At 60.2% G+C, this 24883-nt stretch carries 20 protein-coding genes and 1 pseudogene; 7 read left to right on the top strand and 14 right to left on the bottom strand.

Features of this window, described 5'->3' with window-relative positions:
* Positions 1–184: 184 nt before the first annotated feature.
* The 6 genes and pseudogenes from QA648_RS13605 to QA648_RS13580 all read right to left on the bottom strand — a co-directional run bounded on the left by QA648_RS13605 (position 185) and on the right by QA648_RS13580 (position 6428).
* A pseudogene (locus QA648_RS13605) lies at positions 185–1613 on the bottom strand (gamma-aminobutyraldehyde dehydrogenase).
* Between the two features lie 13 nt (positions 1614–1626).
* On the bottom strand, positions 1627–2442 hold the full coding sequence (locus QA648_RS13600; RefSeq protein ID WP_283047474.1) for an ABC transporter permease: 816 nt from the start codon (positions 2440–2442) through the stop codon (positions 1627–1629).
* Positions 2432–3403, bottom strand: a complete 972-nt coding sequence (locus QA648_RS13595) for an ABC transporter permease (protein ID WP_104824344.1) — start codon at positions 3401–3403, stop codon at positions 2432–2434. Before QA648_RS13595 ends, QA648_RS13600 begins: the two co-directional genes overlap by 11 nt.
* Entirely contained in the window at positions 3400–4386 is a 987-nt protein-coding gene (locus tag QA648_RS13590; protein WP_283047472.1) for an ABC transporter ATP-binding protein, read from the bottom strand. Before QA648_RS13590 ends, QA648_RS13595 begins: the two co-directional genes overlap by 4 nt.
* A gap of 168 nt (positions 4387–4554) precedes the next feature.
* A complete protein-coding gene (locus QA648_RS13585) occupies positions 4555–5715 on the bottom strand; it encodes an ABC transporter substrate-binding protein (protein ID WP_104824342.1) in 1161 nt (386 codons plus the stop codon).
* 227 nt (positions 5716–5942) lie between these two features.
* Positions 5943–6428: a TetR/AcrR family transcriptional regulator gene (locus tag QA648_RS13580; protein WP_260303147.1), complete on the bottom strand. Its 486-nt coding sequence runs from the start codon at positions 6426–6428 to the stop codon at positions 5943–5945.
* On the opposite strand from QA648_RS13580, the gene QA648_RS13575 reads away from it, so the two are divergent.
* Positions 6316–7557, top strand: a complete 1242-nt coding sequence (locus QA648_RS13575; protein ID WP_283047470.1) for an SDR family NAD(P)-dependent oxidoreductase — start codon at positions 6316–6318, stop codon at positions 7555–7557. The two genes, QA648_RS13580 and QA648_RS13575, sit on opposite strands and share 113 nt — an antisense overlap.
* Positions 7558–7594: 37 nt before the next feature.
* Here QA648_RS13575 and QA648_RS13570 read toward each other — a convergent pair whose 3' ends face one another.
* The gene (locus QA648_RS13570) at positions 7595–8503 is read right to left on the bottom strand and encodes a LysR family transcriptional regulator (RefSeq protein ID WP_104824340.1); all 909 of its coding nucleotides are present in this window, start codon (positions 8501–8503) and stop codon (positions 7595–7597) included.
* 195 nt (positions 8504–8698) lie between these two features.
* On the opposite strand from QA648_RS13570, the gene QA648_RS13565 reads away from it, so the two are divergent.
* Positions 8699–9547 (top strand): hypothetical protein, encoded by an 849-nt coding sequence (locus tag QA648_RS13565; RefSeq protein ID WP_104824339.1) that lies wholly within the window; start codon positions 8699–8701, stop codon positions 9545–9547.
* A 36-nt stretch (positions 9548–9583) separates the two neighbouring features.
* Here the strand turns inward: QA648_RS13565 and QA648_RS13560 are convergent, their stop codons facing one another.
* From QA648_RS13560 to QA648_RS13530, 7 genes are all read right to left on the bottom strand, one after another.
* Positions 9584–9868 (bottom strand): hypothetical protein, encoded by a 285-nt coding sequence (locus tag QA648_RS13560; protein ID WP_104824338.1) that lies wholly within the window; start codon positions 9866–9868, stop codon positions 9584–9586.
* 240 nt (positions 9869–10108) lie between these two features.
* Positions 10109–11605 (bottom strand): lysine--tRNA ligase, encoded by a 1497-nt coding sequence (gene lysS / locus QA648_RS13555; protein ID WP_283047468.1) that lies wholly within the window; start codon positions 11603–11605, stop codon positions 10109–10111.
* Positions 11606–11621: 16 nt separating this feature from the next.
* Entirely contained in the window at positions 11622–13079 is a 1458-nt protein-coding gene (gltX, locus tag QA648_RS13550; RefSeq protein WP_283047466.1) for a glutamate--tRNA ligase, read from the bottom strand.
* Positions 13080–13253: 174 nt separating this feature from the next.
* A complete protein-coding gene (locus QA648_RS13545) occupies positions 13254–15026 on the bottom strand; it encodes an SLC13 family permease (RefSeq protein WP_283047464.1) in 1773 nt (590 codons plus the stop codon).
* A gap of 165 nt (positions 15027–15191) precedes the next feature.
* On the bottom strand, positions 15192–15935 hold the full coding sequence (locus QA648_RS13540; RefSeq protein WP_283047462.1) for a TerC family protein: 744 nt from the start codon (positions 15933–15935) through the stop codon (positions 15192–15194).
* 133 nt (positions 15936–16068) lie between these two features.
* Positions 16069–16908, bottom strand: a complete 840-nt coding sequence (locus tag QA648_RS13535) for an AraC family transcriptional regulator (protein ID WP_283047460.1) — start codon at positions 16906–16908, stop codon at positions 16069–16071.
* A gap of 105 nt (positions 16909–17013) precedes the next feature.
* Positions 17014–17694 (bottom strand): TetR/AcrR family transcriptional regulator, encoded by a 681-nt coding sequence (locus QA648_RS13530; RefSeq protein WP_104824332.1) that lies wholly within the window; start codon positions 17692–17694, stop codon positions 17014–17016.
* 160 nt (positions 17695–17854) lie between these two features.
* Between QA648_RS13530 and QA648_RS13525 the strand changes: the two genes are divergently transcribed.
* The 5 genes from QA648_RS13525 (at position 17855) to xylA (ending at position 24856) form a co-directional block, all read left to right on the top strand.
* On the top strand, positions 17855–19087 hold the full coding sequence (locus tag QA648_RS13525) for an HlyD family secretion protein (protein ID WP_104824331.1): 1233 nt from the start codon (positions 17855–17857) through the stop codon (positions 19085–19087).
* A gap of 78 nt (positions 19088–19165) precedes the next feature.
* On the top strand, positions 19166–20701 hold the full coding sequence (locus tag QA648_RS13520) for a DHA2 family efflux MFS transporter permease subunit (RefSeq protein WP_283051340.1): 1536 nt from the start codon (positions 19166–19168) through the stop codon (positions 20699–20701).
* Between the two features lie 158 nt (positions 20702–20859).
* Positions 20860–21885, top strand: coding sequence for a LacI family DNA-binding transcriptional regulator (locus tag QA648_RS13515; protein WP_283047457.1), 1026 nt, complete (start codon positions 20860–20862; stop codon positions 21883–21885).
* 39 nt (positions 21886–21924) lie between these two features.
* Complete coding sequence (gene xylB, locus QA648_RS13510) at positions 21925–23382, top strand: xylulokinase (protein ID WP_283047456.1); 1458 nt, start codon at positions 21925–21927, stop codon at positions 23380–23382.
* 163 nt (positions 23383–23545) lie between these two features.
* Entirely contained in the window at positions 23546–24856 is a 1311-nt protein-coding gene (gene xylA, locus QA648_RS13505) for a xylose isomerase (protein ID WP_283047454.1), read from the top strand.
* Positions 24857–24883: the final 27 nt, after the last annotated feature.

Here is a 24883-nt window from a genome sequence, read left to right as displayed (position 1 = left end):
AAAGGGGAAATTGTTCCGATGCCGTTTCGATTGCGGGAGCGGTGGTAGGGCGGCATTCTTGAAACCAATGCCTTTCAGCAGACGTTTCGCAAGTGCTGCACCACCGGCCCTTCGCGTGGCTCAGGGCGTTCGGCGCTGCAATCGACCCGCTGGGTCGATTGCTTCGGTTACACCGAACCGCGCCTCACCCATGATTGATCATGACGTGCCGGACGGCTGTGTAGTCTTCCAGCGCGTAGACAGACATGTCCTTGCCATAGCCGGATTGCTTCAGGCCGCCATGCGGCATTTCGTTGACCAGCATGAAGTGGGTGTTGATCCAGGTGCAGCCATATTGCAGGCGGGCGGCGGTTTGCATGCCGCGGCTGATGTCCTTGGTCCAGACGGAGGAGGCAAGGCCGTAGTCGCTGTCATTAGCCCAGGCGACGGCATCGTCGGTGCTGGTGAAGCGGGTGACGGAGACGACGGGGCCAAACACTTCGCGACGGACGATTTCGTCGTCCTGCGTGGCGCCGGCAACCACGGTGGGGGCATAGAAAAAGCCGCGATCGCCTGAGGTCTTGCCGCCGGTGGTGATTTCCATGTGCCTGTGTTCGGCGGCGCGGGTGACGAAGCTTTCGACGCGGTCGCGCTGGCGCTTGGAGATCAGCGGGCCGATTTCGTTCTCCGTGTCGTCGGCAAGGTTGAACTTGATGCTGGACACGGCAGAGGTCAGGTCGGCGACGAAATTGTCGTAGACCTTGGCATCGGCATAGATGCGGCAAGCGGCGGTGCAGTCCTGGCCGGCATTGTAATAGCCGAAGGTCCGGATACCGGCGACGACGGCGTCGATATCGGCGTCATCGAAGACGATGACCGGGGCTTTGCCGCCGAGTTCGAGATGGGTGCGTTTCACCGTCTTGGCGGCGGCCTGCAGCACTTTCTTGCCGGTGGCGACATCGCCGGTGATCGAGACCATGCCGATTTTCGGATGGTTGATCAGCGCATTGCCGACGCTTTCGCCACGGCCGAGGATGACGTTGACGACGCCTTCGGGCAGGATGTCCGCGAGCAGCTTCGCCATCTTCAGCGCCGTCAGCGGCGTCTGTTCCGAGGGCTTGAAGACGACAGTGTTACCGCCGGCAATGGCGGGCGCCAGCTTCCAGGCCATCATCATCAGCGGATAGTTCCACGGTGCGATGGAGCCGACAATGCCGATCGGATCGCGGCGGATCATTGAGGTGTGGCCGGGCAGATATTCGCCTGCGACCGGGCCGTGCAGATTGCGCACCGCGCCGGCGAAGAAGCGGTAGCAATCGACGATGGCGGGGATTTCGTCGTTGAGGACGGCGTTGATCGGCTTGCCGCAGTTTAGCGCCTCGAGCGTCGCGAAGCCCTCGGCATCCTTCTCGATGGCGTCGGCAATCCTCAGGAGATAGGTGGAGCGCTGGGCGGGCGTCGTCTGCGACCAGCTTGCGAAAGCCTTTTCGGCGGCATTGACGGCGGCATCGATCTGGCCGAGCGAGGCTTCCGGCAGATTGAGCACGGTCTCACCCCGTCTTCGGGTTGAGAATATGCTCTTCCGTCTCCGAACCGGCCTCAAAGCGGGAGCCGATCAGCATTTGGGTGTCCATAATTATCTCCCTTTCATTTGCCGCCGCCGGCGATTTGGTCGCCGTCGCGGGTAAGATAGTAGGCTGCCAGGATCGGCAGGAAGGTGACGAGCACCACGACCATGGCGACGACATTGGTGACGGGACGTTGGCGCGGGCGGATCAGCTCTTCCAGCATCCAGATCGGCAAGGTCATCTGCTGACCGCCGGTAAAGGTAGTGACGATGACTTCATCGAAGGACAGCGCGAAGGCGAGCATGCCGCCGGCAAGCAGCGCCGTGCCGATATTCGGCAGGATCACATGGCGAAAGGTCTGGAAGCCGTCGGCGCCGAGATCCATCGAGGCTTCGATCAGCGAGCCGGAAGTGCGGCGGAAGCGGGCGACGGCGTTGTTATAGACCACGACGACGCAGAAGGTGGCGTGGCCGAGAACGATCGTCCAGACCGAGAAGGGAATATCGAACAGGCTGAAGGCCGAGCGCAGCGCGATACCGGTGATGATGCCGGGGAGCGCGATCGGCAGGATCACCAGCAGCGAGATCGCCTCGCGACCGAAGAATTTCGTCTGGCTGACGGCCGCTGCGCAGAACGTGCCGAGCACGAGAGCGATGGCAGTCGCGACGGTCGCCACCTGCACCGACAGTGCCAAGGACGACCAGACGTCCGGCCTGTTCCAGGCTATGCCGAACCATTGCAGCGTGAGGCCCGGCGGTGGCCACTGATAGCTCTTTTCCTCCGTCGTGAAGGCATAGACGAAGATCAGCAGGATCGGCAGATGCAGGAAGAGCAGGCCGCCGGCGGCGGCGATCTTCAGGGGCAGGGACGCGCGTTGGCCGCGATCAGAGCGCATCGAAGGCCCCCTGTTTCTTGGCGATCCAGAGATAGATGGCCATGATGACAATCGGTACCACCGAGAAGGCGGCGGCGAGCGGCACGTTGCCGGCCGTGCCCTGCTGCGCATAGACGGCCTGACCGATGAAGAGGCGCGACGAGCCGATGATCTGCGGGATGATGTAGTCGCCAAGCGTCAGCGAAAAGGTGAAGATCGAGCCGGCGACCACGCCGGGCAAGGCCAGCGGCAGCAGCACGGTGCGGAAGGTCTGGTTCGGCGTCGCGCCGAGATCGGCGGAGGCTTCGAGGAGGTTGGCCGGCACGCGCTCAAGGGCAGCCTGCGTCGGCAGGATCATATAGGGCAGCCAGATATAGACGAAGACCAGGAAGGTGCCGATATAGCTCACCGACAGCGAATTTCCGCCGACGATCGGGAGACTGAGCACGCCGTCGAGCAGCCAGCCGAGGTAGAGCTTGTCGAAAAGCCAGGTCAAAATGCCTTCCTTGGCGAGGATCAGCTTCCAGGCGTAGACCTTGACCAGATAGCTCGACCAGAGCGGCAGCATGACGCCGAGATAGAACAGCGCCTTCCATTTTCCCTTGGCGTAACGCGCCGCATAATAGGCGATCGGAAAAGCGACGAACGAGGAGGCGATGGTCACTAGCGCCGCCATAACGACCGTGCGGATGATGATGTCGAAATTGGCGGAATTCAAAAGCTGCGCATAGGTCGCGAGCGTGAATTCGTAATTCACCATTCCGGAGAAGTCGTCGATCGAGAAGAAGCTTTGCAGCAGCAGCGCGATCAGCGAGCCGATATAGATGATGCCGAGCCAGAGCAGCGGCGGCGTCAGCATGAGGAAAAGCAGGAGTTTCGGGCGGCGCCAGAAGAGATCCGAGAGGCGGCCGAAGAAACCGCCGCGACGTGGCAGGATCGAGGTGGCTGCCGGTGCAGCCGTTGAGATGGCGGCTGATATCATGCGGCGTCGTCCATGTAATGGATGTCGGCGGGCAGCCAAGCGATGCGCACCGAGGCGCCGGTGTCGGGGATAGGTTGGCCGGCCGGCACGGTGACTTGCATGCGCGTGCCCTGCGCTTCGACCGAAAGCCGGGTGGCGGCGCCGAGGAAGCTGGTCGCCTGCACCGTCGCCGGAACACCGGCCTCCTGCGTCAGCCGTATCGCTTCCGGCCGCAGGCTCGCCCAGCGCCGTTCACCGCCGAGCGATGACATGGTCTCAGGGGCGATCACATTGGAAGAACCGACGAAATCCGCGACGAACCGGGTCTTCGGCCGCTGATAGATGTCATGCGGCGTGCCCTCCTGCACGATCCTGCCATTGTTGAAGACGGCGACGCGGTCGGCCATGGAGAGTGCTTCGCCCTGATCGTGGGTGACAAAGACGAAGGTGATGCCGAGCGCGCGCTGCAGGCTCTTCAGCTCTTCCTGCATCTGCTCGCGCAGCTTGAGGTCAAGCGCACCGAGCGGTTCGTCGAGCAGCAGTACCTTCGGCTTGTTCACGAGAGCGCGGGCCAGCGCCACGCGCTGGCGCTGGCCGCCCGAGAGTTGGCCGGGGCGGCGGTCACCATAACCCGGCAGCTTCACCAATTCGAGCGCCTGTTCGGCGGCCCTCAGCCTTTCGGTCTTGCCGATACCCTTGACCATCAGCCCATAGGCGACATTGTCGAGGATGTTGAGATGCGGGAAGAGGGCATAGTCCTGGAAGACCGTGTTGACGTTGCGCCGGTAGGGCGGCACGCCCTCGGCGGTTTCGCCGAAGATCTCGATATGGCCGCCGGTCGGCTGCTCGAAACCGGCGACGAGCCTGAGGCAAGTGGTCTTGCCAGAGCCGGAAGGGCCGAGCATGGCGAAGAATTCACCGGACTCAATCTCTAGATCGACGCGGTCTACGGCGCGGACCTGGCCGAAATGGCGCGATACCTGCTGGAAACGAACGGCGGTCATGGGATGCTCCCGGAGATGCAGAGATGAAGGGCATGTTGTTCCGTTGCGCCTCTTCGCTTGGAAGAGGGCTCGGTGAGGCGATGAGGGGCTTCAGATATTAGGCCCCTCATCGCCCCGGTGCGATCGCGCTCTTTAGAATGGAGAGGCGGTCGCCATAATCGGCGTGAACTATCTGCCCCCAATCACGCCGATATAGTCTGAAACCCAGCGATGGTACGGCACGCATTCGCTCTCGGTCTTGCACTTGGCGACCGGTGTTTTCCAGAACTTGATCTTGTCGAAATGATCATAGCCGTTGGTCGCGCAGCCGCTGTCGGTCAGGAGCTCGTTGCCCTTGCAAGCAGCCGGAACCGAAGGCACGGCGCCGAACCAGGCCGCAGCGTCGCCCTGGACCTTTGGCTGTAGCGAATGCTCAATCCACATATAGGCGCAGTTCGGATGCTGGCTGTCGACATGCAGCATGGTCGTATCGGCCCATCCGGTCGTGCCTTCGTCCGGGAAGGTCGAGCCGATTTTCTGCTTGTCCGCCTGCAGCAGGTTGACCTGGAACGGCCAGGAGCCCGAGGCGACGACGCCTTCGTTCTTGAAGTCGTCCGTCTGGATCATCGCGTCGTGCCAATAGCGGCTGACGAGCTTACGCTGGCCGCGCAGCAGGTCGAGGGCGGCCTTGTATTGGTCTTCACTGAGTTCGTATGGGTCCTTGATGCCGAGTTCCGGCTTGTGGGCCATCAGGTAGAGCGCGGCATCGGCGATGTAGATCGGCCCGTCATAGGCCTGCACGCGGCCCTTGTTGGACTTGCCGTCCGGCAGGGTCATTTCCTCGAAGACGACATCCCAGCTCTTGGGTGCCTGATCCTTAAAGGCGTCGGTGTTGTACATCAGGACGTTCGGCCCCCAGAGATAGGGCACGCCATAGTGGACGCCGTTGACCGTATGCCACGGCGCATTTTTCAGTCGTTCATCGAGATTTTTCCAGCTCGGGATCAGATCGACGTTGATCGGCTGAACCCGCTTGCCGGCAACAAGGCGGAGCGACGCGTCGCCCGAGGCTGTGACGAGATCGAAGCCGCCTTCGTTCATCAGCGCCACCATTTCATCGGAGGTGGCGGCGGTCTTGACGCTGACCTTGCAGCCCGTGTCCTTCTCGAATTGGGTGACCCAGTCGTAATTCTTGTCGCTCTCACCGCGCTCGATATAGCCGGACCAAGCAACGATGCTGACGGCGCCTTCGCCTTTGCCGAGCGTCTTCAGCGGCGCAGCGGCGACGACCTGCGTGGCGAAACTTAAGCATGCGAGCGCTGCCGTGCATGATTTCAGCAGATGCTTCATCAAACTCTCCCGGTTCTTGAGCCAGTTGGTATCGGAGCCAGTTTCTGGCGTTATGTTCCCAGAGAAAAGGTGACGCTATTTTGCCGTATTCGCAAATTCATTTATCAGAAAGGCGGTATCGGAATTTCCGATATCTCACTTGGCATATATGTGTCGCAAGTAAGCTCGGCACCTACCCGATATGCGTAGGGAAGAATCCGCGAGAAGCGGACAAAGACAAAGCAGCTTCAAATGAAACGATCGATTAGCAATCGGACTCGTTTCTCAAGAACGGGAACAGAAGGATCGTCCCCAATCTGACCGTCTAACGACAGCATGAACACATCAGTGGCCGTCCTATCCGCCACAATTGCCGATATACACTCGAACGCGACTTTGCGATGTAGCGCATCAATTTCCGGGTCTAGCCGTTCACACACTTCATAGAACTCGCCGGCCATAGGTGCCCCAATCATGTCCGCCCAAGGCTCGATCAGCATAATACGGCAGACCTCAAAGAGGCGCTCCTGCTTCGTGCCAGCGCCAGTAACGGCTGCCTTGGCAAGCGGGTGTCGGGATATCAGCCAGTGCCGAAACACGGCAGTAAAGATATCCTCTTTGTTGCTGAACATTTTGTACAGCAGCGTGCGCGAAATGCAGGCGCGTTTAGCGATATCGTCCAGCGACGTTTTGGCGAAGCCAAAATTGAGGAAGCACCATTTTGCGGCATTCAAAATGGTGTTGCGGCGTGAAGCAACTTCTTCTGGGGTTATCCTGGGCGCCATAGCCGCTTGTGACAAATTGAGTGTTTTTTGTCAAGTTATTGCATTTCTCCTCTTGATCTTTGGCTATCGTCAATTCATTTTGACAGAAAGAGTAAATTTTGTCACAATGTACCGCTTTGCGCAAACAAAGTTACAGCGCGCCAGCTTCCACAGACAGAAAGCAATGAAAATGAGCAATGCTTGGACCCCTGCAGAAATCCCCCCGCAAACGGGTAGACGTATAATCGTTACAGGTGGCAACAGCGGAATAGGATGGCATACCGCGCTCGAATTGGCTCGCGCCGGCGCACAGGTTACGATCGGCGCGCGCAGCAAGTCCAAAGGCGAGGACGCGGTAAAGCGCATCCGCGACATTATTCCGACCGCCACTGTACGCTCGGGTGTCTTGGACCTTTCCAATCCTGTGTCCGTTCAAGCATTCGCCGACAGCCAGCTCGAAGACGGCCATCCTATCGATATGCTGATCAATAATGCTGGCGTAATGGGCCTTCCTCGGCGCGAAGTTAGCGTCGACGGCCACGAGCTGCAGTTCGCGACCAATGTCTTCGGGCCTTACCGTTTGACTGGTTTGCTTTTGCCTGCATTGCTGCGCGCGAACCGCCCACGTGTCGTAACAGTCGCGTCCGGCACACATAAGATGTTCAAGCCGGGACGGATAACGGATTTTGAGGCCAAGGACAGCTACGTGCCGATGCGCGTCTACGCCAAGACGAAGCTTGCCAACGTCCTCTTCGCTCGTGAGTTACAGCGTCGCGCGGGCGACCGACTACTATCCACCATCAGCCATCCTGGCGGCGCGCGAACCAATCTCTTTGCCGCAACAACCTTGAGCACCAAGATCGCCGGCATCTTAACGTACCCTTTGCTGCAAAGTTCGGAGAAAGGCGCGTGGCCGAGCCTTATGGCTGCAACTTTGGAGAACGCCCGACCTGGCGGTTATTACGGACCTGGCGGCTTTATGGAGCTACGCGGCAATCCCGTCGAGGCGAAAACGGCTCCCTATGCGGATGATCCCTCCGCTTGGCGCGCTCTGTTCAGTGATCTGGAACGGATTACCGGCGTCACATACGCCATTTGAAATCGGAAGATTACATGAAAAGCTTTTCAGCTCTCTACTATCGCTGACGGCCCGAGCGCATGGCTTCCGCAATGCCGACGAAATCGCGGGCGGCTTGCGGCAGGCTGGACCCCTTGCGCCAGACCATGCCAACCTGGACGACCGGCAGCGAGCCGGAGACGTCGCGGCTTTCGATGCGGTCGCCTTCCAGCGACCAGGGGCGGTAGACGAGATCCGGCAGCAGCGCCACGCCGGCACCCGTGGCAACCAGGCTTCGAACTGCCTCGACGGAGCGGGTGCGGAAGGCGACATGCGGGCGGGCGCCGAGCGCTGTCAGCAGCTTGCCGGTATTCTCCTCGATCTCGTCGATGGTCAGCATGATCAGCGGTTCGCGGGTGATGTCGGCGACGCTGATGATATCGGCGGAGACCAGGGGATGCCCCATGGGCAACCAGAGACGATAGGGGGATGTCTCGAGAATTTCGGCCTGTAGCGCCATGCGGTCACGCAGGTTGGAAATGACCATGACGGCGACGTCGAGTTCGCCACCAACCAGAAGATGCTCGAGATAGCCGCCATTGTCCTCGATGGCGCTGACCTCGACGCCGGGGCAAGCGCGACGGTAGCGCGCCAGGAGGTCGGACAGCACATAGCCGGCGACAAGCGAGGTGACGCCAATATTCAACGTGCCGCCGGCCGCATTCTGCTGGCTGGAAAAACTGGTGCGCGCGTCGGAAACGGTCGCGAGGATCTTTGTGGCGTGGCGCAGGAATTGGTGGCCGTTATGGGTGATGGAGAGACCGCGCGGATGGCGGTCGAAAAGCTCGACGCCAAGATCGCTCTCCAGCTCCTTCAGGGCTTCGGTGACCGAAGATTGCGAGATCGACAGGTTCTGAGCCGCGCGGGTGATGGAGCCCTGTTCCGCCACGGCGACGAAATATTGAAGCTGTCTCAAAGTGAAGGCCATGCCCCGGTTAGAGCATGGGTTTGCCGTGCAAGGCAAGAACCAGCATCAGTCTGAAAGGCTTGGACCTTTTTTGGTAGCGGAAATGCGAGCGGTACAAGATTCATCTCTTCTTTAAGTATTCCGAAACGCGATATCCCCTAACGTGAGAGTTGATCATCTTGTCGCGTTGGAGTGCTCTATGGTGGAGCAGTTGGCGTGAGCGCCTTACTGCACATTTTCCGGCCATCCCGGAAGCTTGTCTTCATCATCGGCGGAGTGGCCTTGTTGATAGGCTGCTCCGGCGTCTTCGCGCTTTATCTCGGCAAAGACAGGCTTTTGGGTCTTGCCTCCGCCTCCCCGAACGGTTTGAAATGCAGCGACGTCAATCTGGTTACGATCCGCAAGGAGAATCGGCTCTGGGTGCGCAAATATATCCGCACGGACCCGACCGATGGGCTGACGCGCGTCAAAACGGCGCTTCGCGTCGCCAAAGCCGTGTATGACGAGCAAAAGCCTGATCTCGTTCAGGTCGTCGTCCTTGATAAGAACGGCCCGACGCTACGGTCCGATATTCGCGGCCGGGCGCTGGGGGCCGATGTCGTTTATGTTCCGCATCCGGACAAGGTTGCCGATGGTGCAGCCGAGGAGCCGGTGACGGCGCGCTACTACAATGGTGGCGCGAGCGCCCAAGGTCTGTTTTATGGCGAACAGATCAATATGCTGCCCAAGGATATCGATGACGCGCTTGCAGCGCTTCAGGATCACAGCGACTGCGACAATCCCCTGTCTGCCGACAGCGAGGCAGGCGGCAGCGCCAAGAAAGACAAGCAGAAGGCCGCCGAAGCCGCCGAACAGAAAGCCGTCGCCCGCGAGGAAAAGGAGGATGCGCCCGCGACTCCTCCGGAACAGAATCCTCCCGCGTCGAGGAGCAGTCTCCCGCCGGAGGGCAACAATACCGGCAGCTTCATTGGCGCCGACGCCACCGAACCAAATGCGGCACCATCGCCGGGTCTGGATCCGACGATGACAGGCGCCAGCAACCGGCGATCGCCGGTCACCAATTGACGGTAGACGTCACCTGGCCGGGGCCAGGATAATCTCTCAATCCGCCAGATGTTTCTCGCCGATGGCCTGATAAAGCGCAAACAAGGCTTCGTGGACGTCGCCGGCAAGGCGGTAGAATTCCGGATTGGCCAGGATGGCGGGGTGCTGCAGGAGATGGTCGTCGGTCATGTCGAGCATGAGCGAGGTCGTGTGCATCGCCTCATGGCAGCCGAATGTGCCCGGCGCGAATTGCGTCAGATCGATATCGCCCAGTTCGGCGAGATCGTCGAGGCGCTGCTGCTCGTGATCGGCGTCGGCGGTCGGATTTTCTTTTTCAGTCATTGTTCGTGCCTCTTGTTTCCGGAGGGCGAGGATTCGCCGCGCGCGTTGGCGGGAACTTATACGCAATTCGCAGGCAATGGCCCAATAAAAAAGGCCGCCATGGCTTAACCTGGCGGCCTGTCGTCTGTGCGAAACCGTGTTAGAGCGGTTCAGCGTTTCAGGGGATCGCTTTCCCGCTCTATCCCTTTGTTCTTACGCATTCCGGGCGGAAAACCGCTGCGCACTTTTCCTGGAATTGCCTTAGTCCGCCTTGCTGCGCCGCGCCGGGAACAGGATGATGTCGCGGATCGACGGGGAATTGGTGAGCAGCATGATCAGGCGGTCGACACCGATGCCGAGGCCGCCGGCGGGCGGCATCCCCTGATCGATGGCGTCGAGGAATTCCTCGTCCAGTTCCTTCTGCTTCTCGCCGCGCGCATGGGCTTGTTCGAGCTGTTCGACCATGCGGGCGCGCTGCTCTTCCGGATCGTTGAGTTCCGAGAAGGCGTTGCCGAGTTCCCAGGTGTTGCAATAGGTCTCGAAGCGTTCCACGAGGCGCGGTTCGCCCGGCACTTCCTTGGCGAAGGGCGAGATGTCCTTCGGGAAATGCGTGACGTGAGCCGGCTGGATCAGCGTGCCCTCGACCTTCTCTTCGAAAATGAAGGCGAGGCATTCGCCCCATGTGGCGTCCTTCTCGACGGCAAAGCCGGCGGCCTTGGCGGCGGCGCGCGCTTCCTCATCGGTCTTGATCGCTAGGAAGTCGATGCCGGTCGCTTCCTTGACGGCGTCGGGCATCGGCACGCGGCGGAACGGGCCCTTGAAGGATATCTGCTTGTCGCCGAAGGCGAATTCGGTGCTGCCATGGATCGACATCGCCAGCGTCGAGAACAGGCGTTCCACGAGGTCCATCATGTCCTCGTAGTCGGCATAGGCCCAGTAACACTCCATCATCGTGAATTCTGGATTGTGCCGGGTGGAGACGCCTTCGTTGCGGAAGTTGCGGTTGATCTCGAAGACCTTGTCTGCGAGGGCCGAAACCAGCGTGCGCTTCAGGAACAGTTCCGGCGCGATGCGCAGATACATGTCGAGCTTCAGCGTGTTGTGATGCGTCTTGAACGGTTCGGCCGTGGCGCCGCCATAGACCGAATGCAGCATCGGCGTCTCGACTTCCATGAAGCCGTCAGTCTCCATGAAGCGGCGGATGCCGGAGACGATGCGGCTGCGCTGCTGGAAGCGAAGCTTCGATTCCTCGTTGGTCATGATGTCGAGATGGCGCTTGCGGTAGCGCAGCTCGATATCTGACAGGCCATGCCACTTTTCCGGCATCGGCAACAACGACTTGGTCAGCATGGTGATTTGCTGAGCGTTGATCGTCAGCTCGCCGCGCTTGGTGCGGCGCACGACGCCGGTCACGCCGATGATGTCGCCGATGTCGATCATCGGCAGCAGGGCGCGGGCCTCTTCGGACGTTACATCCTTGTGGCTGAAGATCTGGATCTTGCCGGAGGCGTCATGGATATCCATGAACATGCCGGAATTGCGCGAGGAATAGACGCGGCCAGCGACGGTGACGACGTCGCCCGTTTCGGTGTCCGGCTCAAGGCCCTCGTATTTTGCAGCCAGCTCGGCATTGGTCAGCGTCCGGTGGAAATGCGCCGGATAGACGTCTCCGATCTGTTCGCGCAGCAGCTTCAGCTTCTGCCGGCGGACTTCCGTCGCGTCAGAGGAAAGGCCTGATGTTTCGGTCTTGTCGTTCATGATTTTTACGTCCGGTTCAGTTCTTCGGGCCGACGAGGGTCGCAACGGTCTGGGCGGCAAGTTTCAGCCGCTGACGCACGACGGAGCGGCCGAGGATCGCCATGCTGTCGAAAAGCGGCAGCGAGCGCGACGAGCCCGATACGGCGACGAAGAGGGGAGCGACCACCACCTTTAGCTTCTTGCCCATGCGGTCGGCAATGGCGCGCAGTTCGGCTTCGATCGTCTCGACATTCCATTCGAGGATCTTTTCGAGGTCTGGCTGTACCGTATTCAGGATTTCCAGCAGCTCTTCCGGCGTCGACTTGATCTTGGCGAAAGCCGAGGGATCGAGATTGAGGTCGGACTTGAACAGGAAGCCAGTGAGGTCGGGCAGTTCGCCGAGCTTGGAGATGCGCGACTGCGACAGCTTAAGGCCTTCCCTCAGGCGGCTGTTTTCCATCGCCCAGGTGAGCACCCGATGCTGGAACTCTTCTTCCGACAGCTTCTCGCGGATCCAGCGGCCGTTCAGCCAGTCGAGCTTCTGGATATCGAAGATCGCGCCGGCCTTGGAGAGGTTTTCCGGATCGAACTTTTCGGCAAGCTCGTCCATGGTCAGCAGTTCTTCGCCTTCGGCGATCTGAATGAAAAACAGGCCGAGGAAGTTCATCAGCGCCTCGGGAATATAGCCGAGTGCGGTGTAATAGGAGATCGACGTCGGGTTCTTGCGCTTCGACAGCTTCGACTTGTCGGCATTGCGCATCAGCGACAGGTGCATGAACTGCGGCGGTTCGAGGCCGAGATACTGATAGATCAGAATATGCTTCGGCACCGAGGCGAGCCATTCCTCGCCGCGCGCCACATGGGTGATCTTCATCAGATGGTCATCGACGACGTTGGCCATGTGGTAGGTCGGCATACCGTCGGCCTTGAGAAGGACCTGCATGTCGACTGCGTCCCAAGGGATTTCGACATCGCCATAGACGCCGTCATGGAACTTACACGAGCCTTCGGTCGGGATCTTCATGCGCACGACATGCGGCTCGCCGCCGGCAACGCGCGTGGAGACTTCCTCGGCCGTGAGGTTCAAACAGTGCCCGTCATACTTCGGCGGCAGGCCGGCGGCGCGCTGGGCTTCGCGCATCTTTTCGAGGCGCTCGGGCGTGCAGAAGCAGCGGAAGCCGTGGCCGGCATCGACGATCTTCTCGACGAAGGGCTTGTAAATGTCCTTGCGGTCGCTCTGGCGATAAGGGCCGTAGGGACCGCCGATATCGGGGCCTTCGGACCACTTCAGGCCGCACCATTTCAGCGCATCGAGCACCTTGGTCTCGAATTCCGGGGTCGAGCGCGTCGCGTCGGTGTCTTCGATGCGCAGGATGAACTCGCCGCCATGCTTTTTGGCGAAGAGATAATTGAACAGCGCAATGTAGGCTGTGCCGACATGCGGCTCGCCGGTCGGGGAGGGTGCGATGCGGACGCGAACGCCTGATGTTGTCATCTTGTTTGCCCGTCAGAAAAAGCCAGGCCGCTGCTTGGGATAAGCGCTGCCCGGCTGGGGATGTTTATCTGGATCAGGAAACCGGCCGGAAAAGGGCGCCTTGCCGCTTCAATCCCGCGTTTTCCGTTTGGCAGGCTTAGGCCATATTCAACGGATAACGTCAAGGGAAACTGCTCAGCTCACCGGCCAGACATAAAGCAGGGCTGGCACGCTCACGATGATAATGATGAACGATAATGGCAGCCCGAGACGTGGATAATCGCTGAATTTGTAGCCGCCGGGTCCCATCACGAGGGTGTTGCACTGATGACCGATAGGCGTCAGGAAATCGCAGCCGGCGCCGACCGCCACCGCCATCAGAAACGCCTCGGGGCGGTAACCCAACGTCTGCGCAAAGCTGATGGTGATTGGCGCCATGACGAGCACCGTGGCGGCGTTGTTGAGGAAAGGTGTTACCGCCATGGCAGTGACCAGGATCAGTGCAAGCGCGCCATAGGGTGGCAACTGAGTGGCGAAGTGCCCGAGCCAGTGGGCAATCAGCTCGCTGCCACCGGTTGTGCGAAGCGTATCCGAGACCGGGATCAATGCTGCAAGCATCACGAGGATTGGCCCGTCGACGGCTTTGTAGACGTCGGCCAATGGAATGACCCGAAAAAGCAGCATGGCGAGAGCCGCGGCAAAGAAGCCAACCGATACAGGCGCCAGGCCGGTGGCGGTCGTCCCCATGGCTGCGACGAGGATCAGAAGCGGTATGTAGGCACGCCGCCTCGTCCCGAGCATGATCTCCCGTTTGGCCAGCGGCAGGCAGCCATTTTCCTGCAGGAAGGCCGGCATGGCGTTGCGGCTGCCCTGCAAGACCACGACATCGCCTGCCTGCAACGAAATGCCAGCGAGCCTTTCGCCGAGGCGCTCGCCCTTGCGGCTGACCGCCAGCAGGTTGATACCGCGGGTGTGAAACAGCGAAAGATCGCGAGCCGATACGCCGACCAGGCTGGAATCCTGCGCGATGACAGCCTCGACCGCGATGATGTCGCCGTCCTCCTTATGCACCTCGGCCATCGGCTTGCCGGAAAGCTTCAGGCTGGCGCCGGAAACGACTAGGTCCAGAGCCTTTGGGCCGCCCTCCAGCAGGATAGTGTCCCCAGCCTGCAGCATGACGTCGGGAACCGGTGAAAGCCGTAGATCGCCACGCAGGATCGCGGTTGCCACAACTTCTCCATCACCGTTGCGGAGAACTTCGTGCAGAGGTTTGCCAACGGCACCCGATCCTTCGGGGACCGTCGCCTCAGAAAAATAGGCTTCAATGTCCAGTGCGTCTTCCAACGAGGGTTTCTGGCGGCTGCGTTCAGGTACGAGGCGATGGAAGAAAATCAGGAAGAGAACGCCGACCAAGGTCAGGAGTGCGCCGACTGGCGTGAAGTCGAACATGGAGAAGGGCGTTCCGCTGATCTCCTGCCGCAGCCGCGATACCACGATGTTCGGTGAAGTGCCGATTTGCGTCATCAGGCCGCCCAGCAGAGCGGCGAAGCTCATAGGCATCAGATAGCGCGAGGGTGAAACGCCCGTCTTTTTCGAAAACTGAAAGGCAACCGGCATCATGATCGCCAAAGCGCCGATGTTCTTGATGAAAGCCGACAGCACCGCAACCACGATCGTCAGCAGTGCGAGCTGCGTATGGGGGGATTCAAGCTTCGGAAAGAAGCGTCGTATGGCAGAATCGATTATGCCTGATCGGGCGACACCGGCGCTCACCACTAGCGCGCTGCCGACGATGATGACGATATCATCACTGAAGCCGGAAAAAGCATTCTCGGCAGGGACGAGGCCCAGCGCTACAGCGAGAACGAGTACCGAGCACGCTACAATATCGTAGCGGATCCTACCCCAGATGAAGGCGGCCATCATCAGGGCAATAACACCAAATGCAAGTGCTTGCTGAGTGGACATGCCGCTCCGATGATATTGTTGCCAAGGATCCAAGGCCGGATCGTGACGCCAGCTTTTGCCGATACATATCGCCGAGATGAATCAATGCAGGTTTCGCTGCAAAGTTCCGCCGGCGCAAAGCCCGCCGGCGACAGGCGGGCCTACATATAGTCATGGCCGATGGTTTCAGTGCCCGCCGGCAGCTCTTTTCCGCCGGTTCCGGGCCAGCATGTTCAGCACCTCGACTGCGGCGGAGAAGGCCATTGCGGTGTAGACGTAGCCCTTGGGAACATGGAAGCCCATGCCTTCGGCAATCAGCGTCGTGCCGATCATCAGCAGGAAGGCCAGCGCCAACATGACGATGGTCGGGTTCTTCTCGATGAAGTTGGCAAGCGGCGTTGCGGCAACCAGCATGACGGTGACTGCGGCGATGACGGCGATGAACATGATCGGCAGATGCGGCGTCATGCCGACGGCGGTGATGATGCTGTCGATCGAAAAGACGAGATCGAGCAGCAGAATCTGGCCGATGGCCGAGGCAAAGCCGGTCGTCGTGGATTTGGCGATGAAATCCTCGCCATGTTCCAGCGGGTCGACATTGTGATGGATTTCCTTGGTCGCCTTCCAGACCAGGAACAGGCCACCGCCGATCAGGATCATATCCTTCCAGGAGAAGCCCTGGCCGAAGACTTCGAAGACCGGTTCCGTCAATTGCACGATCCAGGCGACGGTGCCGAGCAGGGCAAGGCGCATGACCAAGGCAAGGCCGATGCCGATCTTGCGTGCTTTTTCCCGGTGCTCGACCGGCAGCTTGTTGGTCAGGATCGAGATGAAGATGAGGTTGTCGATACCGAGGACCACCTCCATGACGACGAGCGTGACAAGCGCGATCCATGCGCTCGGATCCTGCACCAAGCCAACAATGTCCATTGATGATTTTCCTCTGGTCAGCGTCTGCCGACGCTGACCCCCAGCTCCGGCTCCTCAATGATGGTCGCTTATGTAAGGAGCGAAATCGCAGGTGCAAGCGCCGCGACTATTTTCGCGGCGCGCGCGCATATTTCTATGCTTTCAGCGGAATCCAGATCTCCGTCACGCCGGTGCCGGTGCGGGGATCGAAACGGTCGTCGTAACGCTCCATCGTGTCGGGCACGCCGGCGTGCTCCTGGCCGGATTGCGGCAGCCAGTCACCGAAGATCTGATGCACGGTGGCGGAGATGCCGGAAATATGGCCGCGATGGGTAAAGACGGCATAGCGCTGCTGCGGCAGTTTCAAGGTCGTAAAACCCTCCGGCAGATCGTCGGCCGCGCTAACCTCGGCGGCGGCGATATAGCGGAAGGTTTCGCTCTCGTCTTCGGCGAGGATGCAGACGCCATAGGCGACATTGCCGACCTGGCCGGGAATATGGCCGAAATGCTGGTTGAATTTCTGCCAAAGCGAGGGAATCCCTTGCGTGGCTTCATAGGCATAGGTTTCCGCAAGGCCGGCGAGCAGCATTGCGGGGAGGGTCTCGAAACGCGGCGCGTCGAGTTTGGGAAGGCGGGTGTCGTCCATTCTGATGGGCTCCAGCAAAACAAGGTTTCGGGCGTGCCCCTGTTTGCGCAAGCTGTCCGGCGTCATGCCGAATTGCTCGCGGAAGGCACGGGTGAAAGCCTCATGCGAGCCGTAGCCCGCATCGAGGGCAACCTCGAGAATGGTCGATGAGCTGTTGATCAGCGCAAGAGCCGCCCCGCTAAGGCGTCGGCCCCTGATGTACCCGCTGATCGAATGGCCGGTGGTGAGCCCGAAGACGCGCGACAGATGATAGCGCGACAGGCCGGCCGTATCGGCAATTTCGTCCAGCGAGATGTCCGACGAGAAATGGCTTTCGATGAACCATATCGCTCTTCCGATCGCGCTCATGTTCGATTCCCTGGTTGCCCGCCCATTGTTAGGCGCCGACCGGCTATCGGGTTTGATCGCGATTGCGGGATTGGGGTCAGATATCCGCTGGCTATCGGCAGGCGGTCAGGCCTGATCTTTCCGATTGATACCATAAGCAGCCATGAAAACGCGAACGGCGCCGCGCACAACATAGTCGATCTCCTCTTTCGAGGGCGGGAAATCCATGTCGCCGAACAGTCTCAGCTTGAAGTAGCTGCCGCTGGCCATGTCGAGGAAATGACGGGCTGCCATATCGAAGTCCTCGATGCGGAGATGACCGGCCGCAACCTGACGTTCGAGGAAACCGCGCAGAACAGTGCGCAGGTTTTCCGGGCCGGTGAAGAAGCGTTGACAGAGGGAGGGCATGCGTTCGCGCACACCGATGATGGTGCGCATGGCGCTGATGGTCTTGTCCGATGTGACGTGGGTGACGAACACCATGCCGAATTCATAGAGATTGGTGGCGACGTCGGTATCGTCGGCAAGCGCTGTGCGCACGGTCTCGACGAAATGCGCACGTTCGCTGTCCACCATGGCAGCGAACAAATCTTCCTTGTTGGCGAAATAGACGTAGAGCGTGCCCTTGGAGACGCCTGCTTCGCGCGTGACGTCGTTCATGCTCGCGGCATCGAACCCCATTTTCATGAAGACACGCTTGGCGCCATCCAAAATTTGCTGGCGCTTGACTGGGTCTTCTCCAGCGGCCCAACGCCCCCCGGATGCGGGTGCGTTCAAGACGGCGGTATTTTGCGGTTCGTGTTTCATCGTCTCCTTCGCGATCACTTTTTCAGAATCTTAATCAGATTCGTTAATTAAATCGAACCGGGTGGTTCGATATGACTTGATATGGAATGAAAAACGATCTATGTCAACTGAACTGAACCGTACGGTTCGATTATTTAGTCAGATTTCCGGTGGTAGGGCAATGTCGTCAAGTCATAGTAACAATGTAGCGCGCATCGTTGATGATTCCGCTGACGTCGAAGTGGAAGCACGGAATGCCGGTGCAACCGCCGAGGCTCCTGCCACGGAAAAGCCTAACAGCCCGCCCCCCGCCCAGGCTGCGCCTGCTCACCCGGTCCAAGCGGCCCCACCGCCGACCGAGAAGAAGCGGCGCAGCCTGGCACTGCCCATCATCGCCGTTCTGGTGCTCGTTGGCGGCGGTTGGTACGGCTATGACTGGTGGACGAACGGCCGCTTCCTGGTGTCGACCGATGACGCCTATATCGAAGGTGACATCGCGACCATCCAGCCGAAAGTGACGGGCTATGTCGCCAAGGTGAACGTCGTCGCTAACCAGCAGGTCAAGGCGGGCGATGTGCTCGCCACGCTCGACGACGGCGACTACAAGCTGGCGCTTGAACAGGCCCAGGCATCGCTCGATACCGAGCAGCTTTCACTGCACACCATCGATGCGCAGATTGCCGCCGGCCAGGCTGCTCTTGCCCAGTCGCAGGCTCAAAAGGTTGCCTTGGAAGCGACGGTACGCGGCGCGCAGATCACCCAGACACGCGCTGCCGAACTTCAGTCGAAGTCCGTCGGCACCACTGCGTCGCTAGACAGCGCCAATATCGCCCTCGACCAGGCCAAGGCCAATCTCGTCGGCGGCGATGCCGCCATCGCGTCGGCTCAGGCCAATATCAACCTGCTGCAGGCGCAGCGTCGCCAGGCCGAAAGCACGATCAAGGGCCTGGAGGCCGCTCGCGACAAGGCCGCCCGCGATCTCTCCTTTACCGTGTTGAAGGCGCCTTATGACGGCATTGTCGGCAATCGTTCGGTTCAGGAAGGCGATCTCGTTTCGCCTGGCCAGAAGCTGATGGCACTGGTTCCGACCCGCCAGCTCTATATCGACGCCAACTTCAAGGAAACGCAGATCCAGCATCTGGTTGCCGGTTCCAAGGTGAACGTCCATGTCGATGCCTATAGCGATCATCCGATCGTCGGTACGGTAACGTCGATCTCACCGGCCTCTGGTTCGGTCTTCTCGCTGTTGCCGCCGGAAAATGCGACGGGCAATTTCACAAAGGTGGTCCAGCGTGTGCCGGTTCGTATCGCGTTGCCGCAGGATGCGCTCGACAGCGGTCGTCTGCGCGCTGGTCTGAGTGTCGTCGTCGATGTCGATACGCGCACTGCGCCGGATCGGGTGGCCAGCAACTAAGTTTGGAGAGCGCCGATGGCCTCGACAGCAGCGACCGTAGGTTCGACAGCCGGTCCCGTCGTCCCAGCGGCGGACCACATGGACCCCCGCAAACTCATCGCTTTCTTTGCGATGGTGCTCGGCATGTTCATGTCGATCCTCGACATTCAGGTCGTTTCCGCCTCCCTCAGCGAAATCCAGGCCGGCCTTAGCGCCGGCTCGGATGAAATTCCGTGGGTCCAGACAGCCTATCTGATCGCTGAAGTCATCATGATCCCGCTTTCGGGAACGCTGGCCCGCATCATCTCGACACGATATCTTTTCGCGGCTTCCGCTGCCGGCTTCACCATTGCCAGCGGTCTTTGTGCGACGGCGACGAACATCGATCAGATGATCGTCTATCGTGCGCTGCAGGGCTTTATCGGCGGCGGCATGATCCCGTCGGTTTTCGCGGCGGCCTTCACCATTTTCCCGCCGTCAAAGCGCAACATCGTGTCGCCGATTATCGGTTTGATCGCAACACTTGCGCCGACCATCGGCCCGACGGTCGGTGGCTATCTCAGCCACGCATTTTCCTGGCACTGGCTGTTCCTCGTCAACATTGGGCCTGGTATCATCGTCACCATTGTCACCTGGAATTTCATCGACTTCGATAAGCCAGAGCTGTCGTTGATGAAGAAATTCGACTGGTGGGGATTGTTCTCCATGGCGCTGTTTCTCGGCGCGCTGGAATATGTGCTTGAAGAAGGCAACACCAACGGCTGGTTCAACGACGACTATATCGTGATTGCCGCGATTGCTTCCGCGATCGGCGCGCTCGTCTTCTTTTACCGCGCTTTTACCGTCGATTTTCCCGTCGTCGATCTGAAGGCCTTTGGCAACAAGAACTTCGCGTTTGGTTCGATGTTCTCCTTCGTCATGGGCATCGGGCTTTATGGTCTGACCTATATCTATCCAGTCTATCTCAGCCGTATCCGTGGGTATGATTCGCTGATGATCGGCGAAACGATGTTCGTCTCCGGCCTGGCGATGTTCTTCACCGCGCCTCTAGCCGGCATTCTTTCCGGCAAGATGGATCTTCGGCTCATGATGATCATTGGCTTCTGCAGTTTCGCGACCGGCACGTGGATCATGACGGGCTTGACGACGGACTGGGATTTCTGGGAGCTCTTCATCCCGCAGATTCTTCGCGGCTTCGGGCTGATGTTATGCATGGTGCCGATCAATAACATCGCGCTCGGAACGATGCCTCCCGCCCGCATGCGCGGTGCTTCCGGGCTGTTTAACCTGACCCGCAACCTCGGCGGCGCCGTTGGGCTCGCCATCATCAATACGGTGCTTAGCACCCGTCAGGACGCCCATTACATGCATCTGCGCGATCATGTTCACTGGGGGAGCCCGGCCGCCATCGATAAGATCAACAATATGACGGCCAATTTCACCGCCAACGGTCTGGACGGTCCGCAGGCAGCGTTGCGGCAGTTGGTCAACATGGCGGAGCAGCAGGCTGTCATCATGTCCTTCGGCGATGTCTTCCTGATGTTGACCGTATTGTTCCTTGCGATGATTTTTGGCGTATTGATGCTGAGCAAGCCGAACGCTCCACCGAGGGGCGCGGGTGGCGGCGGCCACTAGGCTTAACCGTTTCCTTCCTATCTTCCTGTAATTGAAAGGCTTCTCTGATCGAGAGGCCTTTTTCTTTTTGTGCCTGTCGACAGGAAATTTCAGGTTTCAAAAGTTTTTGATTTACGTACATCAGAAATCGCAGTAAAGGATTTCGCCAGGAGGAGCCGATGAGACCCACCGTTTACGACATCGCCGCTGCTGCGGGCGTCAGCCTCGCGACGGTGGATCGCGTGCTGAACCGGCGCCCGGGCGTGCGTCTCGTGACGCGCGAGAAGGTGGAAGCGGCAATTCGCGACATCGGCTATGTCCGCGACGTGGCGGCAGCCAATCTTGCCAAGGGCCGCGTCTATCCGCTCGTCTTCATCCTGCCGACCGGCGACAATTCCTTCATGAACGGGCTCTATGCCGAGGTGCGTCAGGCGATGATGCGCTCGACCTTCGATCGCACCGAGATTCGCATCGTCGAGGTGCCCGCCTTCGACGCGCCGGCGCTGGTTGCCGCGCTAGACGCGCTGCAGGGACTGAATCTCGCCGGCGTGGCTTTGGTGGCGACCGATGCGCCGGAGGTCCGCGCCGCCGTCGACCGACTGGTGGCGGCACGAATTCCTGTAGTCACGCTCGTTTCCGATCTCACCGACTCCACCCGGCACCACTATGCTGGCGTCGACAATATTGCTGCGGGCCGGACGGCTGCCCGGCTGCTCGGCCGTTTTCTCGGCGGGCAGAAAGGCGATATCACCGTTCTCGCCGGCTCCATGTTGGTGCGCGACCATCGGGAGCGTCTGGAAGGATTTTCCTCCGTCATGGCGGAGGAATTTCCGCAACTGCGCCTGCTGCCGGTGCTGGAAGGCCGCGACGATCCGGAAATCGCCAACACGCTCGTCTCGGAAGCGCTTTCCGGCAGCAACAGCATCATCGGCGTCTATAGTCTCGGCGCCGGCAATCGCGGTCTGCTTAGGGCGCTGAAGGAGACAGGGCAGGGGCGCGGGCTGACGGTCGTCGTCCACGAATTGACGGAACATACACGCGCAGCGCTGAAGGAGGGCACCATCGATGCCGTTCTCAACCAGGACGCCGGCCATGAGGTGCGCAGCGCCATCCGCGTCATGAAGGCGACGGCGGACGGCCAGGATGTCATCGCCGGCCAGGAGCGCATCCGCCTCGACATTTTCTTGAAGGACAATCTGCCCTGATCATCAAAATCTGCGGCAGAGCATAGGGAGTTACATCTGATGTATTTGGGTCTTGATCTCGGAACGTCCGGCGTCAAAGCGATGCTGATCGACGGCAACCAGAAGATCATCGGATCGGCCAATGGCGGGCTCGACGTGTCGCGGCCGCATCCGGGCTGGTCGGAACAGGAGCCGGCGCACTGGGTTCGTGCCACCGAGGAGGCGGTTGCTGGCCTGAAGGCAGCGCATCCGAAGGAGCTGGCTGCCGTGCGCGGCATCGGTCTGTCCGGCCAGATGCATGGCGCGACGCTGCTCGATGCGGATGACAAGGTTCTGCGTCCCTGCATCCTCTGGAACGATACGCGCAGCTATCTCGAAGCTGCGGCTCTCGACGCCGATCCGCGCTTCCGTGCCTTGACCGGCAATATCGTATTCCCCGGTTTCACTGCACCGAAGCTTGCCTGGGTCGCCAAGCACGAGCCTGATATCTTCGCCAAAGTGCGCTGGGTGCTGTTGCCGAAGGATTATCTGCGCCTGTGGCTGACGGGCGAGCACATGTCGGAAATGTCCGACTCCGCCGGCACGTCCTGGCTGGATACCGGCAAGCGCAAGTGGTCTTCCGAGCTGCTCGCCGCCACCAATCTCGATGAAAAGCAGATGCCGACGCTGGTGGAGGGCACGGAAGCCGCCGGCAAGCTGCGCGGCGAGCTGGCTTCGAAGTGGGGTATCGCCGGCGACGTCGTCGTGGCCGGCGGGGCAGGGGACAATGCCGCCTCGGCCTGCGGTATGGGCACGGTCAGCCATGGCGCCGCCTTTGTCTCTCTCGGTACTTCCGGCGTGCTCTTTGCCGCCAACGGCTCCTACCTGCCGAAGCCGGAAAGCGCCGTTCATGCCTTCTGCCATGCGCTGCCGAACACATGGCATCAGATGGGCGTCATCCTGTCGGCAACCGATGCGTTGAACTGGCATTCGAATGTCACCGGCAAATCCGCCGCCGAACTGACCAGCGAATTGGGGGATGCGCTGAAGGCACCGTCTGGCGTCACCTTCCTGCCCTATCTTTCCGGCGAACGCACCCCGCATAATGATGCGATCATCCGTGGTGCTTTCATCGGTCTCGGCCATGAGAGCAGCCTTGCCGTCCTCACCCAGGCGGTGCTCGAAGGCGTCACCTTTGCCATTCGCGACAATCTCGAAGCGCTGCGCTCGGCGGGAACCGATATCGCCCGCGTTACCGCCATCGGCGGCGGCTCGCGTTCGCGCTACTGGCTGGCTTCGATCGCGACGGCGCTCGGCGTTCCCGTCGATTTGCCGGCCGACGGCGATTTCGGAGCCGCTTTTGGCGCTGCCCGTCTCGGCCTGATCGCGGCAACCGGCGCCGATCCGGTCGCGGTCTGCACGCCGCCGGAAACCGCCGGCACGATCGAACCGGTCATAGCGCTGGGCGGTGCTTACGAGGATGCCTACAAGCGTTACCGCGCGCTTTATCCGGCGATCAAGTCGCTGAGCGCCGGCTAATACTCCTCACCCTGCCCTCTCCCCGAGGGGAGAGGGTGAGATCAAGCTTGCGGCAGCCGCCCATACCTTCTCCCCGGCAGGGAGAAGGTGGCCCGAAGGGTCGGATGAGGGCGCGCTACCAGCGACGAAACAATATCGAATACCAAACCCAAGGAGATGAGTTATGGGCACCGGATTTTTTGGTGACATCAAGAAAGTGAAGTACGAAGGGCCTGAGAGCACCAACCCGCTGGCCTTCCGCCACTACAACAAGGATGAAGTGGTTCTTGGCAAGCGCATGGAAGACCATCTGCGTTTTGCCGTTGCCTACTGGCACACCTTCACCTGGCCGGGCGGCGACCCTTTCGGCGGCCAGACTTTTCTGCGCCCCTGGTTCCAGGACACGATGGAAGCGGCCAAGCTGAAGGCTGACGTCGCCTTCGAATTCTTCACCCTGCTCGGCTCGCCCTACTACTGCTTCCATGACGCCGACGTGCGTCCGGAAGGCAAGAATTTCGCCGAGAACACCAGGAACCTCAACGAGATCGTCGATTACTTCGCCGAGAAGCAGGCCGAGACTGGCGTCAAGCTGTTGTGGGGCACCGCGAACCTGTTCTCCAACCGCCGCTTCATGTCTGGTGCCGCCACCAACCCGGATCCGGATGTCTTTGCTTTCTCGGCTGCGACCGTGAAGACCTGCATGGACGCGACGCACAAGCTCGGCGGTGAAAACTACGTTCTCTGGGGCGGTCGCGAAGGTTACGAAACCCTTCTCAACACCGACCTCAAGCGTGAGCTGGACCAGATGGGCCGCTTCCTCAACCTTGTGGTCGAGTACAAGCACAAGATCGGCTTCAAGGGCACGATCCTGATCGAGCCGAAGCCGCAGGAGCCGACCAAGCATCAGTATGATTACGACGTCGCGACCGTCTACGGCTTCCTGAAGAAGAACGGCCTCGAAAACGAAGTGAAGGTCAACATCGAGCAGGGCCATGCGATCCTTGCCGGCCATTCCTTCGAGCATGAACTGGCGCTTGCCAACGTGCTCGGCATCTTCGGCTCGATCGATATGAACCGCAACGACTACCAGTCCGGTTGGGATACCGACCAGTTCCCGAACAATGTTCCGGAAATGTCGCTCGCATACTACCATGTGCTGGCAGGTGGCGGCTTCAAGACCGGCGGCACCAACTTCGACGCCAAGCTGCGCCGTCAGTCGCTCGATCCGGAAGATCTGATCATTGGTCACATCGGCGGCATGGATTGCTGCGCCCGTGGCCTCAAGGCCGCTGCCAAGATGATCGAGGACAAGGCGCTCTCCAAGCCGCTCGCCGACCGTTACGCCGGTTGGGATTCGGCTGAAGGCCAGAAGCTGCTGCGCGGCGAATATTCGCTCGATCAGATCGCTCAGTGGGTCGAGAGCAAGGACATCAATCCGCAGCCGAAGTCCGGCAAGCAGGAACTGCTGGAAAACATCGTCAATCGTTACGTTTGATCGACAAAACCGGGAGGCGGTGGTTCA

It is taken from the genome of Rhizobium sp. CB3171 (assembly GCF_029714265.1).
Lineage (GTDB): Bacteria > Pseudomonadota > Alphaproteobacteria > Rhizobiales > Rhizobiaceae > Rhizobium.
The sequence above is the reverse complement of the archived record's forward strand: the minus strand, read 5'-3'. Positions and strand labels throughout refer to the sequence as shown.

Coding starts and splice junctions, on each gene's coding strand:
- QA648_RS13535 (WP_283047460.1), bottom strand. CDS start 16,908: ATGAGCGCGATCGGAAGAGCGATATGGTTCATCGAAAGCCATTTCTCG.
- QA648_RS13530 (WP_104824332.1), bottom strand. CDS start 17,694: ATGAAACACGAACCGCAAAATACCGCCGTCTTGAACGCACCCGCATCC.
- QA648_RS13595 (WP_104824344.1), bottom strand. CDS start 3,403: ATGATATCAGCCGCCATCTCAACGGCTGCACCGGCAGCCACCTCGATC.
- QA648_RS13585 (WP_104824342.1), bottom strand. CDS start 5,715: ATGAAGCATCTGCTGAAATCATGCACGGCAGCGCTCGCATGCTTAAGT.
- lysS (WP_283047468.1), bottom strand. CDS start 11,605: ATGAACGACAAGACCGAAACATCAGGCCTTTCCTCTGACGCGACGGAA.
- gltX (WP_283047466.1), bottom strand. CDS start 13,079: ATGACAACATCAGGCGTTCGCGTCCGCATCGCACCCTCCCCGACCGGC.
- QA648_RS13515 (WP_283047457.1), top strand. CDS start 20,860: ATGAGACCCACCGTTTACGACATCGCCGCTGCTGCGGGCGTCAGCCTC.
- QA648_RS13540 (WP_283047462.1), bottom strand. CDS start 15,935: ATGGACATTGTTGGCTTGGTGCAGGATCCGAGCGCATGGATCGCGCTT.
- QA648_RS13560 (WP_104824338.1), bottom strand. CDS start 9,868: ATGACTGAAAAAGAAAATCCGACCGCCGACGCCGATCACGAGCAGCAG.
- QA648_RS13520 (WP_283051340.1), top strand. CDS start 19,166: ATGGACCCCCGCAAACTCATCGCTTTCTTTGCGATGGTGCTCGGCATG.
- QA648_RS13545 (WP_283047464.1), bottom strand. CDS start 15,026: ATGTCCACTCAGCAAGCACTTGCATTTGGTGTTATTGCCCTGATGATG.
- QA648_RS13570 (WP_104824340.1), bottom strand. CDS start 8,503: ATGGCCTTCACTTTGAGACAGCTTCAATATTTCGTCGCCGTGGCGGAA.
- xylA (WP_283047454.1), top strand. CDS start 23,546: ATGGGCACCGGATTTTTTGGTGACATCAAGAAAGTGAAGTACGAAGGG.
- QA648_RS13600 (WP_283047474.1), bottom strand. CDS start 2,442: ATGCGCTCTGATCGCGGCCAACGCGCGTCCCTGCCCCTGAAGATCGCC.
- QA648_RS13525 (WP_104824331.1), top strand. CDS start 17,855: ATGTCGTCAAGTCATAGTAACAATGTAGCGCGCATCGTTGATGATTCC.
- xylB (WP_283047456.1), top strand. CDS start 21,925: ATGTATTTGGGTCTTGATCTCGGAACGTCCGGCGTCAAAGCGATGCTG.
- QA648_RS13590 (WP_283047472.1), bottom strand. CDS start 4,386: ATGACCGCCGTTCGTTTCCAGCAGGTATCGCGCCATTTCGGCCAGGTC.